This is a genomic window from Rhodococcus sp. PBTS 1 (assembly GCF_001620025.1).
GTDB lineage: Bacteria > Actinomycetota > Actinomycetes > Mycobacteriales > Mycobacteriaceae > Rhodococcoides > Rhodococcoides kroppenstedtii.
On sequence record NZ_CP015219.1, the window covers coordinates 3,984,116 to 3,996,416 of the forward strand.

Genomic DNA, 12,301 nt, shown 5'->3' on the forward strand with positions numbered 1-12,301 from the left:
CGCGCCGACGGCACACCGTCGGCCGACCCACCGGTGGAACGAGGAGGTGATCGCTGTGCAAGGACTCGTTCTACAACTCACGCGTGCGGGTTTCCTGGTGGTGCTGTGGCTGTTCGTCTGGGCAGTCCTGCGCACCCTGCGCTCGGACATCTACGCCGCGTCCGGACTCCGCGTTCCCCCTCGGTCGCGGAAGACACCGGTCTCCCTGCCGGGCCGTAAGCAGAAGGTGGCCAAGTACCTGGTGGTCACTCAGGGCTCGCTCGCCGGTACCCGCATCACCCTCGGCACGCAGCCGGTGCTCATGGGGCGGGCGGACGATTCCACGCTGGTACTCACCGACGACTACGCGTCCACGCGCCACGCCCGTCTGTCGCCGCGCGGGAGCGACTGGTACGTCGAGGATCTCGGATCGACCAACGGCACGTACCTGGACCGCGTGAAGGTGACGACGGCCGTGCGGGTACCGCTGGGAACGCCCGTCCGCGTGGGCAAGACCGTGATCGAGTTGCGCCCGTGACCCTCGTTCTCCGCTACGCCGCACGCAGCGACCGGGGCCTCGTACGGTCCAACAACGAGGACTCGGTGTACGCCGGCGCGCGCCTGCTGGCCCTGGCCGACGGCATGGGCGGCCACGCCGCGGGCGAGGTCGCCTCGCAGCTGATGATCGCCGCGCTGGCGCATCTCGACGACGACGAGCCCGGCGACGACCTGCTGGGCAAGCTCGAGCGCGCGACCCGCGAGGGCAACGCCACCATCGCCGAGCAGGTCGAGGAGGACCCCGAACTCGACGGCATGGGCACCACCCTGACCGCGATCCTGTTCGGCGGACGCAAGATCGGCCTGGTCCACATCGGCGACTCGCGCGCCTACCTGTTGCGGGACGATGAGCTGACCCAGATCACGCGCGACGACACCTTCGTCCAGTCGCTCGTCGACGAGGGTCGTATCACCGCCGAGCAGGCCCACTCGCACCCGCAGCGCTCGCTCATCATGCGGGCGTTGACGGGCAACGAGATCGAACCCACGCTGACCGTCCGTGAGGCGCGTGCGGGCGACCGCTACCTGCTGTGCTCGGACGGTCTGTCCGACGTGGTGAGCAGCGAGACCATCGCGGACACCCTGCGCGAGGGCGAGAACGACGTGTGCGCCGACCGGCTCATCGAGCTCGCGCTGCGCAGTGGCGGGCCGGACAACGTCACGGTCGTCGTCGCCGATGTCATCGACCTCGACTACGGCCAGTCGCACCCGATTCTCGCCGGCGCGGCGTCGATGGACGACGACGAGGACGCTCCGCCGCCCAACACCGCCGCCGGCCGCGCAGCGGCGATGCGCCCCCCGCGGTCGACGCCGAAGCGGGTCGCGCCGGCCCCGCCGCCGGAACCGGAGAAGAAGTCGCACAAGCTCCGGTGGATCCTGACGTCGGTCGCGCTGGTGGCCCTGCTCGCCGCCGGCGCCATCGTCGGTTGGTCACTGCTGCAACGCAATTACTACGTCGGCACGGACGACGGACGGGTCGCGGTCATGCGCGGCGTGCCCGGTTCCGTGCTGGGGTACTCGCTCCAGACCGTGGACCTGGTCGGCTGCGTGCGCGAGTCGCCCACCGAATCGTCGTCCTCGGCCACCACCACGACGACCCCGACGCCGACCACGCCGGCCCCGGTGCCGGGTGCCGCAGCACCGACCGACGCGGCCCCGACCGGCGAACCGACGCCCGCGCCGGAACCCGAACCGGAACCGGAGCCCGCGACCGTCGAACTGCGGTCGCCGTCCGATGCGGGCGACTGCCGCATCCTCGGTGTGGACGATCTGCAGCCGTCGGCCCGCGAGCAGGTGCGGTCCGGACTGCCGTCCGGCACGCTGGACGACGCGCGTTCCCAGGTCACTCGCCTGGTGTCGACGGATCTGCTGCCGGTGTGCGAGGAATCGCCCACCACCTCCACCGTCCCCACCACGACCGGCCTTCCGACGCCGGCCCCGGGTGACCCGGCGGCCCCGCCCACGGAGACCGCACCGCCCACGGAGACGGTCACGCCCACGCCGACCCCCACCCCCGTGGTGGGCCAGACGTGCCGGGTGGGCACTCGATGACGGCACCCTCGCAGTCCTCGCCGTCCTTCCCCAGCCCTCCCGGTGGATTCGCGCCGGCACCGCCGCAGTCCACGCGGCGTGGTGTCGAGGCCGCACTCCTCGCGGCGGCGACTTTGATCACCACGCTGTCCTTCGTGCTGGTCGAGGCCAGCCAAGAGCAGGCCGTGACCTGGGACCTGGCGAAGTACGGTCTGGCGTACCTCGCGATGTTCGTCGTCGCCCACGCCGCGGTGCGCCGGTTCGCCACGCACGCTGATCCGCTGCTGTTGCCCATCGTGGCGCTGCTCAACGGACTCGGCCTGGTGCTCATCCACCGACTCGACCTCGCCGCGGAAGAATCCGCGCGGTACCTCGGCACGGATGCGCCGTCACCGGACGCGAACCAGCAGGTCCTGTGGACGGCCCTCGGTATCGCGTGCTTCGTCGCGGTGCTGGTCCTCGTCCGCGACTACCGCACCCTCGCGCGCTACGGCTACACCCTCGGCCTCGGCGGCCTGCTCTTCCTGGCGCTGCCCGCCGTCCTGCCGGCTTCTCTCTCCGAGGTCAACGGGTCCAAGATCTGGATCCGGCTGCCCGGCTTCAGCATTCAGCCCGGTGAGTTCGCCAAGATCGCGCTGTTGATCTTCTTCGCCTCCGTCCTGGTGGCCAAACGTGAGCTCTTCACGACCGCCGGCAAGCACGTGTTGGGCATGGATCTGCCCCGAGCGCGCGATCTCGGTCCGATCGTGGTCGCCTGGATCGTCTCCATCGGGGTCCTCGTGTTCCAGAAGGACCTCGGCACGTCGTTGCTCATCTACTCGACGGTGCTGGTGATGATCTACATCGCCACCGAGCGCGTCGGGTGGATCGTCGTGGGGTTGACGCTGCTGCTGGCCGGATTCGTGCTCGCCTACAACACCTTCGGGCACGTGAAGATCCGTACGGACACCTGGCTCGACCCGTTCGCGGACTACAACGACACCGGGTACCAGATCTCGCAGTCGCTGTTCGGTCTCGCCACCGGGGGCATGGGCGGCACCGGTCTCGGCAGCGGTCGCCCGTCGCAGGTGCCGTTCGCCAACACCGACTTCATCATCGCGACCGTCGGCGAGGAGCTGGGCCTGATCGGGCTCGCCGCCGTGCTCATGCTGTACCTGTTGTTCGTCCTGCGCGGCGTCCGCACCGCCCTGGCCGTGCGCGACAGCTTCGGCAAGCTGCTCGCGGCCGGACTGTCCGTCATCATCGCCGTGCAGCTGTTCGTCGTGGTGGGCGGGGTGACCAAGCTGATCCCGCTGACCGGTCTCACCACCCCCTTCATGTCCTACGGAGGCTCGTCCCTGCTCGCCAACTACGTTCTCGTGGCCCTGCTGATCAAGATCTCCGACGCTGCCCGCGCGCCCGTCGTTCCGCAGAAGCGCGGACCGACCGGCCCGCAGATCGGTGACGCACCCACCCAGGTGGTGAAGCGCCCGTGAACACACCCCTGCGCCGCGTCGCGATCGGCATCATGGCCATGGTCGTCGTGCTGCTCGCCAATGCCACCTACGTCCAGGTGATCAAGGCCGACGATCTCCGGACCGATCCGCGGAACTCGCGTGTTCTGTTGGACGAGTACGCCCGTCAGCGCGGACAGATCTCGAGCGGCGGCCAGGTCCTGGCCGCGTCCGTCGCGACGGACGATCGGTACAAGTACCTGCGGACCTACCCGTCCAACCCCGCAGCGCCGTCGAGCGCACTGGCCAACGCGCCGGTCACCGGCTTCTACTCGATGCTCTACTCGAGCACGGGGCTCGAGCGGGCGGAGGACCCCATCCTCAACGGGTCGGACAACCGGCTGTTCGGCAAACGGTTCTTCGACCTGCTGGCCGGCCGCGACCCCCGCGGTGGCAACGTGGTCACCACCATCGACCCCGTGATGCAGCAGGTCGCCTACGACCAGCTGACCAGCAAGGGCTACACCGGATCCGTGGTGGCCATCGAGCCGTCCACGGGCAAGATCCTCACGATGGTCTCGACGCCGAGTTACGACCCCAACGAACTGGCGTCGCACGACGGTGAACAGACGGCCGCAGCCTGGGAACGGCTCAGCCAGGACCCCACCAACCCCCTGGTGAACCGGGCGATCTCGCAGACCTACCCGCCGGGCTCGACGTTCAAGGTGGTCGTCACCGCAGCCGCCCTCGCGGACGGCGCGTCCCCCGACACGCAGCTGACGGCGGCACCGGACATCACGCTGCCCGGTACCTCGACGACGCTCGAGAACTACAACGGAGCGACCTGCGGCGGCGGCGCCACCGCGTCTCTGCGCGAGGCTTTCGCGCGATCGTGCAACACCGCCTTCGTCGAGCTCGGCATCGACGCCGGTGCGGGCGCCGTGTCCGACACCGCGGCGGCGTTCGGCGTGGGCGAGAGCCAGTCCGTGCCCCTGCCGGTCGCGCCCAGCACCGTCGGGGACATTCCCGACGACGCCGCGCTCGGGCAGTCGAGCATCGGCCAGCGGGACGTCGCCCTCACGCCGCTGCAGAACGCCGAGATCGCCGCGACCATCGCGAATCGTGGTGTGCGCATGGCCCCGCATCTCGTCGCGCAGCTCCAGGCACCCGATCTGTCCACGCTCGACACCACCGAACCGACGTCGCTGGGCCAGGCCGTCTCACCGGAGGTCGCCGGCACCCTCACCGACCTGATGATCGGAGCGGAGAACAACTCCGGTTCCGAGGGCCGGATCCCCGGGGTGCAGATCGCGTCGAAGACAGGCACCGCCGAGCACGGCAGCGACCCGCGCAACACCCCGCCGCACGCCTGGTACATCGCGTTCGCACCCGCGGAGGATCCGAAGATCGCGATCGCCGTCATCGTCGAGGACGGCGGTGACCGCGCCCTCGCGGCCACCGGCGGGTCGGTCGCGGCTCCGGTGGCGCGGGCCGTACTCGGCGCCGGATTGCAGGGGAGGTGAGCCACGGGATGAACGGTGGACTGAACAACGGTGCCCTCGTGGCGGACCGCTACCGGTTGATCCGACTCATCGCCACCGGCGGTATGGGCCAGGTGTGGGAGGCGACGGACAACCGTCTCGATCGTCGGGTCGCGGTGAAGATTCTCAAGCCCGAGTTCTCCGACGATCCGGAGTTCGTGGAGCGGTTCCGCATCGAGGCACGCACGACCGCGCTGCTCAATCACCCCGGCATCGCCAACATCTTCGACTACGGCGAGGTGCGCGACCCGAGCGGTCAGTCGCTGGCGTACCTGGTCATGGAACTCGTGATCGGTGAGCCGCTGAACGCGGTGCTCGGACGCATGGGGCGGCTGCCGCTGGTGCACGCCCTGGACATGCTCGAACAGACGGGCCGCGCCCTGCAGGCGGCCCACCGAGCGGGCATCGTGCACCGCGACGTCAAGCCGGGCAACATCATGATCACGCCCGACGGCACGGTGAAGATCACCGACTTCGGCATCGCGAAGGCGGTCGACGCCTCCCCGGTCACACGCACCGGCATGGTGATGGGGACCGCGCAGTACATCGCGCCCGAGCAGGCGTTGGGTCAGGACGCCACCTCGGCGTCCGACGTCTACAGCCTGGGTGTCGTGGGATACGAGGCGGTCTCGGGTCACCGTCCCTTCGTCGGGGACGGCGCACTCACGGTGGCCATGAAACACGTCCGCGACGCCGCCCCGCCGTTGCCGGCGGACCTGCCTCCGCAGGTGCGCGAGCTGGTCGAGATCACCATGACCAAGGACCCGGCGGCGCGGTACGCGAACGGCGGCGAGTTCGCCGACGCGGTCGCCGCGGTGCGGGCCGGTCGTCGCCCCCCGGCGCCGGGCACGCCCCGGTCCGCCACCGGAACCACCCGCGTGGTGCCGCCGGTCGCCGCGGGCGGTCCGAGCAGCACCCGGATGATGAGCACCGCGGCCGGTCGGTACGGGGCCGCGGCTCCGCGTGACCCGGAGCCCGATCGTGGCGGCATGTCGCCCGGCCAGAAGGCGCTGGCCTGGGCGGCAGCCGGACTCCTGCTTCTCGCGGCCATCGTCGCGTTCGGCTTGTTCGTGTTCTCCGAGAGCGGCGGCGGACCCACCGTCCCGGTGACCACGTCGACCACCACGGTGGCACCGACGACGACCGAGCCGACCACCACCACGACCCGGCCGACGACCACGACCACCACCACCACGACGACCACGACGACCACCACCGAGCCCACCACCACGGAGCCGACCACCACCGAGCCCACCACCACGACCACCACCACGACCACCCCGGGCGGACTGTTCGACATCCCCGGACTCGGCGGCATCGGCAACGGCGGCGGGAACGGCAACGGCAACGGGAACGGCAACGGACCGGGAGGGGGACGGTGACGACCCCTCGCAAGCTGTCCGCCCGGTACGACCTGGGCGAAATCCTCGGCTTCGGCGGCATGTCCGAAGTGCATCTCGCCCGGGACGGACGCCTGGACCGCGATGTCGCCATCAAGGTGTTGCGTCAGGATCTCGCGCGTGACCCCACGTTCTACCTGCGGTTCCGGCGCGAGGCGCAGAACGCGGCCGCGCTGAACCATCCCGCCATCGTCGCGGTGTACGACACGGGCGAGGCCGAGACCGAGACGGGCCCGCTGCCGTACATCGTCATGGAGTACGTCGACGGCGAGACCCTGCGGGACATCGTCCGATCCGAGGGACCCATGGCGCCCAAGCGCGCGATGGAAGTCATCGCCGACGTCTGTGCGGCGCTCGACTTCAGCCACCGCAACGGCATCGTGCACCGGGACGTCAAACCGGCGAACGTCATGATCAACCGCGCCGGTGCCGTGAAGGTGATGGACTTCGGCATCGCCCGGGCCATCGCCGACAGCTCGAGCCCCATGACGCAGACCGCCGCCGTGATCGGCACGGCGCAGTACCTCTCGCCCGAGCAGGCGCGCGGCGAACAGGTGGACGCTCGATCCGACGTGTACTCCCTCGGCTGCGTGCTCTTCGAGATCCTCACCGGCGAGCCGCCGTTCACCGGTGATTCCCCGGTCGCCGTGGCGTACCAGCACGTGCGCGAGGACCCGCGCCTGCCGTCGTCGGTGAACACGGAGGTTCCGGGGGCACTCGACTCGATCATCCTCAAGGCGATGAGCAAGAACCCGGCCAACCGCTACCAGAGTGCGGCGGACATGCGGTCGGACCTGATCCGCGTCCTCGGCGGGCAGCGCCCCAGCGCTCCGGTCGTCATGAGCGACGAGGATCGCACCACCATCTTCGGCGGCTCGGACACCGGGCGCGCGCCGGACCGCGGGCCGACCGACGCACCGCCGCCCCGCGCGACGGGTCGCCACGCCGAGCCGGAGCCCGACGACGGGCCGCGTAGCCGCGTCAAGGTCGTGCTCGCCGCGGTGGCCGCCATCGTCGTCGTCGGCATCGTCGGGTTGTTCCTGTGGAACCTCGGCCCCGGCGCCGATCCCCGCTCGGTGACCGTCCCGGACGTCTCGGCCCTCTCCCCGGACGACGCGCGCACCACACTGGAGAACGCGGGCTTCCGCGTGGACGTGCAGCAGCGCACCGATCCGACGGTGCCCGAGGGCGCCGTCATCGGGACCCGGCCGGTCTCCGGCACCACCGTCGACGAGAACAGCACTCTCGTCCTCGAGCTCTCGACCGGCCCCGAGCAGATCCAGGTTCCCTCGCTGACCGGGCTGACCAGCGACGCCGCGGCCGCAGCTCTCGATCAGGCGGGCCTGACGCTCGATCCCGACGTCGGGCGGGCGGCGTCGTCGCGCGACCAGATCGACAAGGTGGTCTCCCAGGAGCCCGCCCGCGGGTCGACGATGGTGCAGGGGTCGGCCGTGCGCATCACGCTGGGGTCCGGCCCGCGGCAGATTCGGGTGCCCGACGTGGTCGGTCAGAACATCGAGGTGGCGCAGCCGAACCTCGCCGGCGCGGGCTTCGTCGTGGATCGCCGCAGCGTCGACTCGGCCCGCCCCGCCGGTGAGGTGGTCTCGACCTCGCCGGCCGGTGGCGGTACGGCGAGCGAAGGCGACACGGTCTCGGTGTCGGTGTCCAATGGGAGCCAGTTCACGGTTCCGGACATCACCGGGCAGACACCGGTGCAAGCCGTCGACACCCTGCGTGCCGCCGGGTGGCAGGGCACGGTGTCCGACCTCGACCAGGTGGACGTGCCGACCCTCGACACCGGTCAGGTCAATCGCATTCAGCAGCAGGCGGTTCCGGAGGGACAGCCGCTAGGGAAGACCGCGCGGATCGGGGTGTCGATCGGTCGGTTCGGCATCTGAGGCTCGTTTTTTCGCACGGCCTCAGATCCGGACGGCCCCCTCGAGGGTGTCGACCAGCGTGTCGGACGGGCCCTCGCCGCAGACGGCGAGCCAGTTGGCCAGCATGCGGTGACCGCCCTCGGTCATGACCGACTCCGGATGGAACTGCACACCGTGGACGGGCAGTTCGCGGTGCCGCATGGCCATGACGATGCCGGTCTCGGTGGTTCCGGTGACCTCCAGCTCGTCGGGGATCGTGTCCGGACGCACCGTCAGCGAGTGGTAGCGGGTGGCGGTGAACGGGTCCGGCAGGCCTGCCAACACGCCGAGACCCGTGTGGTGGACCCGGCTGGTCTTCCCGTGCAGCAACTCGGGAGCGCGCTCGACGACTCCGCCGAACGAGGCTCCGATCGCCTGGTGGCCGAGGCACACCCCGAGCACCGGCGTCGCGGTTCGTGCGCACGCCTGGACCATGTCCATCGTGACGCCGGCCCGATCGGGCGTTCCCGGCCCGGGGCTGAGCAGAACGCCGTCGGCCCGCGCGACCGCGGCGTCCACGTCGAGGAGTTCGGGATCGTCGTTACGCAGCACGGTCGGGCGCGTGCCGAGCTGACCCAGGTACTGGACCAGGTTGAACACGAAGCTGTCGTAGTTGTCGACCACGAGGATGCGCATACGACCAGCCTAATCGCGAGGTCGGTGCCCGCCGTGTCGGCGTCGTCGGGCGCGACGCACCGCCAGGGCGACCGACCCGATCACGACCATCACTCCGAGACCCTGGAGGCCCGGTGAGTCGTCGACACCGCCGGCGATCACGGCCGCGACGCCGACCGCCACGACGACGACGGTGACGACGGCGTCCACCCACCGCAGCGTCATTCCTCCTCCACCCACTCGAGCAGATCGCCCGGTTGACACTCCAACACCCGGCAGATCGCCTCGAGGGTGCTGAACCGGATCGCCCGTGCCCGCCCGTTCTTGAGCACGGCCAGGTTGGCGGGCGTGAGGCCGACCTGCTCGGCGAACTCTCCGACACCGATCTTGCGACGGGCCAGTTCCACGTCGAGCCGCACCACGATGGGCATCAGATCACCGTGTCCAGATCGGACCGCAGATCGGTGGCCTGCCGCAGCAGAGCCCGCATGACGACCATGAGGAGAGCGGCGACCGCGACGACCACGACCAACAGGAAGAGCAGCAGCGGCAGTCCCGGATCGGTCGCGGTGAATCCCACCGCCAGGAACACGACCACCAGGACCGCCCAGGCGGCGACGATGGCGCCGAGGATGGCGTTCACCCACCGTCGCGACGACGTCGTGAAGATCGTGTTCCGCTGCACCTGCGTGAGCAACTTCCACGTGGCGACCACCACGACCTGGATGCAGAGCACCCAGTAGATCGACACGGCCGTGAGCGGCCAGCGCAGGCCGGCGTCCGCCGGTGACTCCTCCGCGAGGTGCGCGAACTGTCCGGGCAGGGAGAAGACCTGCAGGAAGACCAGCACGGCGAACAGGACGACGAGAACGAGACGCAGCAGCGGCACCACTCGATGTTCGATGGACATGCATCGACTATCGACGCAGAACTATCGATTGTCAATCGATTGGTTCACACGTCTTCGCTCCTCGCCCGGAGCCGAGGGCACGCGGCGATAGAGTGTTCTGCGAGGTGAGAGCCACCGAAAGCCCCCCACCGAGAGCCCGCCCCACCGAGAGCAGAGGAAGTCCGATGCCGAAGTCGAAGGTCCGCAAGAAGACCGATTACACGCTCGATCCGACCAACCGCACGCCCGTCAAGGTCAAGGCCGCGCCGTCGAGCACTCTCTACCTGTCGGTGATGTTCGGTTTCATGCTGCTCGGTTTGGTGTATCTCATCGTGTACTACCTCGCCCAGGACAGCATCGGATGGATGGCGGACCTCGGGGCCTGGAACCTGCTCATCGGTTTCGGCTTCTGGATCATCGGTCTCGTCATGACGATGAAGTGGCGGTGACCGGCGGTAACGACGTCGTGCGCGCGCGAATGACATCGATGTTGTTCATCAACAGTGTGGATAACTCCTGTGGATGAATTGTCCCCGGGCCCGGTTCGCGCGTGGGGAACGCCACCGGCCCTGATCGTCGTTCTGGCGCTCGGCGGGCTGGCGCTGCTGGTCGCAGCCGTGATGACCACGGGTGACACCCCGGGGCAGGTGTTGATCGGACTTGCTGCGCTCTGCGCGCTGGGACTGGCCGGCGTCGGGCTGCGCCGTCGCCCCCAGCTCTCGCTCACGGACGACGCCTTGCACGTCAAGGGTCTGCGCGGTGTCCGCACCTACCGCCGCGGCGACGTCGACACCATTCGACTGGTGCCGTACCCGCGCCTGGGGCGGCGGGTGCCGATGATCGAGATGGATCTCCGCGAACCCGACGCCTCGGAACGGCTGGTCATCCTCGGCCGGTGGGATCTGGGCACGGATCCGCGGACGGTGTTCGACGAGCTCGACGACGCCGGGTGGGTTCCCGAGGGCTTCTCCTCCCGCTGACGCGGCAACGACAGCCGTGCGCTCAGCCGAGCAGCACGCCCGCCCGCACCACGATCGCGAGAACGGCCAGCAGGCCTACTGCGCCCACTCCGATCCACCCGAGCACTCGTGTCCGCGCGGGGTCACCGCCGCGCAGGAACAGCACGGCCGCGGTGGCGGCCGCTCCCGCGGCGAGACCGCCCAGGTGTCCCCACAACGAGATGCCGGGGATCGCGATGGACAGCACAACATTCAGTCCGATGACGGCGAGCACGGGCGTCGGACTCCGACGCAGCCGCACGAGGATCACGGCCTGGGCGCCCAACAGTCCGAACACCGCCCCCGAGGCGCCGACGGTGGCGGAGACGGGCGATGCCAGCCACATCACGGCCGCGGCGCCGCCGAGCAGGGAGACTCCGTACACCGCGAGGTAGCGGGCGCGGCCGAGCACGGGCTCGCAGTCGCGGCCGATGATGTACAGCGCGAACATGTTCACGGCGAGGTGCACGATGCCCGAGTGCAGGAAACCGCTGCCGACGACGCGCGCGTAGTCGCCGTCGGCGACCAGGATCGGCACCAGCGCGAACGACCGGAACAGCGAACTCGCCTGATTCCCGACGCCGCCCGCCTGCGCGGCGGTCAGGGCGTAGACGACGACGTTGATCGCCATCACCACGTAGGTCACGACGGGCGTCGCGACGCCGGTGCGCAGTGTGCCGCCGGCCATCGTGCGGGCCCGCGGGACCGAGGCCTCCGCGGCGGCGACGCAGTCGACGCAATGCTGACCCACCGAGGCGGCGCGCAGACACTGCGGACACGCGGGACGCCCGCAACGGGTACAGGACAGCCCGGTGGGAACGTTCGGATGACGGACGCAGCCCGGCTGGGGCGGCATCGGAGCGCCGCCCCAGCCAGGTGTGGTCATCAGGAGATGGTGACGCGCTCGATGACGACGTCGTCGACCGGACGGTCACCGCGTCCCGTGGGCGTCACGGCGATCTCGTCGACGACCTTCTGCGACGCCGGATCGACGACCTCGCCGAAGATGGAGTGGCGACGGTTCAGGTGCGGGGTCGGTCCGACGGTGATGAAGAACTGCGATCCGTTGGTGCCGGGGCCGGCGTTCGCCATCGCCAAGAGGTACGGGCGGTCGAAGGACAGTTCCGGGTGGAACTCGTCAGCGAACTTGTAGCCGGGACCGCCGGTGCCGGTACCGGTGGGGTCGCCACCCTGCAGCATGAATCCGGCGATGACGCGGTGGAAGATCGCGCCGTCGTAGAACGGGCCCTCCGACGTGCCGGCGGCGTTCTTGGTGGTGTACTCCTTGGTGCCCTGCGCGAGCCCGACGAAGTTCTCGACGGTCTTCGGCGCGTGGTTGCCGAAGAGCGCGATCTGGATGTCGCCGCGGTTGGTGTGCAGCGTCGCTGTCTGGGTCTGAAGAGGTGAAGTCACGTCGTCCATCGTGCCAGGCGTCCGATGTG

The 12,301-nt window shown here is 69.8% G+C and carries 14 protein-coding genes; 8 read left to right on the forward strand and 6 right to left on the reverse strand.

The window, feature by feature from the left end; all coding sequences use genetic code 11:
* Nucleotides 1-55: 55 nt before the first annotated feature.
* The 6 genes from A3Q40_RS18295 to pknB are packed head-to-tail and all read left to right on the forward strand — an operon-like array spanning nt 56 to nt 8,339.
* On the forward strand, nt 56-517 hold the full coding sequence (locus tag A3Q40_RS18295; RefSeq protein WP_068106642.1) for an FHA domain-containing protein FhaB/FipA: 462 nt from the start codon (nt 56-58) through the stop codon (nt 515-517).
* Nucleotides 514-2,088, forward strand: coding sequence for a PP2C family protein-serine/threonine phosphatase (locus tag A3Q40_RS18300; protein ID WP_068104377.1), 1,575 nt, complete (start codon nt 514-516; stop codon nt 2,086-2,088). The genes A3Q40_RS18295 and A3Q40_RS18300 overlap by 4 nt, the downstream gene beginning before the upstream one ends.
* Nucleotides 2,085-3,542 carry an FtsW/RodA/SpoVE family cell cycle protein gene (locus A3Q40_RS18305; protein ID WP_068106645.1) on the forward strand — a complete coding sequence of 486 codons (1,458 nt, stop codon included), beginning with the start codon at nt 2,085-2,087 and terminating at the stop codon, nt 3,540-3,542. The genes A3Q40_RS18300 and A3Q40_RS18305 overlap by 4 nt, the downstream gene beginning before the upstream one ends.
* Complete coding sequence (locus A3Q40_RS18310) at nt 3,539-5,023, forward strand: peptidoglycan D,D-transpeptidase FtsI family protein (RefSeq protein ID WP_068104379.1); 1,485 nt, start codon at nt 3,539-3,541, stop codon at nt 5,021-5,023. Before A3Q40_RS18305 ends, A3Q40_RS18310 begins: the two co-directional genes overlap by 4 nt.
* 8 nt (nt 5,024-5,031) lie before the next feature.
* The gene (locus A3Q40_RS18315) at nt 5,032-6,423 is read left to right on the forward strand and encodes a protein kinase domain-containing protein (RefSeq protein ID WP_082834005.1); all 1,392 of its coding nucleotides are present in this window, start codon (nt 5,032-5,034) and stop codon (nt 6,421-6,423) included.
* Nucleotides 6,420-8,339 carry a Stk1 family PASTA domain-containing Ser/Thr kinase gene (gene pknB, locus A3Q40_RS18320; protein ID WP_068104381.1) on the forward strand — a complete coding sequence of 640 codons (1,920 nt, stop codon included), beginning with the start codon at nt 6,420-6,422 and terminating at the stop codon, nt 8,337-8,339. The genes A3Q40_RS18315 and pknB overlap by 4 nt, the downstream gene beginning before the upstream one ends.
* 21 nt (nt 8,340-8,360) lie before the next feature.
* On the opposite strand, the gene A3Q40_RS18325 is transcribed toward pknB, so the two are convergent.
* Genes A3Q40_RS18325 through A3Q40_RS18340 form a run of 4 tightly spaced genes read right to left on the reverse strand, consistent with a single transcriptional unit; the run spans nt 8,361 to nt 9,882 of the window.
* Nucleotides 8,361-8,993, reverse strand: a complete 633-nt coding sequence (locus A3Q40_RS18325) for an aminodeoxychorismate/anthranilate synthase component II (protein WP_068104383.1) — start codon at nt 8,991-8,993, stop codon at nt 8,361-8,363.
* A 9-nt stretch (nt 8,994-9,002) separates the two neighbouring features.
* Complete coding sequence (locus tag A3Q40_RS18330; RefSeq protein WP_068104385.1) at nt 9,003-9,197, reverse strand: hypothetical protein; 195 nt, start codon at nt 9,195-9,197, stop codon at nt 9,003-9,005.
* A complete protein-coding gene (locus tag A3Q40_RS18335; RefSeq protein ID WP_068104387.1) occupies nt 9,194-9,403 on the reverse strand; it encodes a helix-turn-helix domain-containing protein in 210 nt (69 codons plus the stop codon). Before A3Q40_RS18335 ends, A3Q40_RS18330 begins: the two co-directional genes overlap by 4 nt.
* Nucleotides 9,403-9,882 (reverse strand): DUF2975 domain-containing protein, encoded by a 480-nt coding sequence (locus tag A3Q40_RS18340; protein ID WP_068104389.1) that lies wholly within the window; start codon nt 9,880-9,882, stop codon nt 9,403-9,405. The genes A3Q40_RS18335 and A3Q40_RS18340 overlap by 1 nt, the downstream gene beginning before the upstream one ends.
* A gap of 164 nt (nt 9,883-10,046) precedes the next feature.
* Here A3Q40_RS18340 and crgA point away from each other — a divergent pair, with 164 nt between their 5' ends.
* A complete protein-coding gene (gene crgA / locus A3Q40_RS18345) occupies nt 10,047-10,310 on the forward strand; it encodes a cell division protein CrgA (RefSeq protein WP_068104391.1) in 264 nt (87 codons plus the stop codon).
* 69 nt (nt 10,311-10,379) lie between these two features.
* A complete protein-coding gene (locus A3Q40_RS18350; RefSeq protein ID WP_235606360.1) occupies nt 10,380-10,841 on the forward strand; it encodes a PH domain-containing protein in 462 nt (153 codons plus the stop codon).
* A gap of 22 nt (nt 10,842-10,863) precedes the next feature.
* Here the strand turns inward: A3Q40_RS18350 and A3Q40_RS18355 are convergent, their stop codons facing one another.
* Nucleotides 10,864-11,745: a rhomboid family intramembrane serine protease gene (locus A3Q40_RS18355; protein ID WP_068104393.1), complete on the reverse strand. Its 882-nt coding sequence runs from the start codon at nt 11,743-11,745 to the stop codon at nt 10,864-10,866.
* Nucleotides 11,745-12,281 carry a peptidylprolyl isomerase gene (locus tag A3Q40_RS18360; protein WP_139203894.1) on the reverse strand — a complete coding sequence of 179 codons (537 nt, stop codon included), beginning with the start codon at nt 12,279-12,281 and terminating at the stop codon, nt 11,745-11,747. The genes A3Q40_RS18355 and A3Q40_RS18360 overlap by 1 nt, the downstream gene beginning before the upstream one ends.
* Nucleotides 12,282-12,301: the final 20 nt, after the last annotated feature.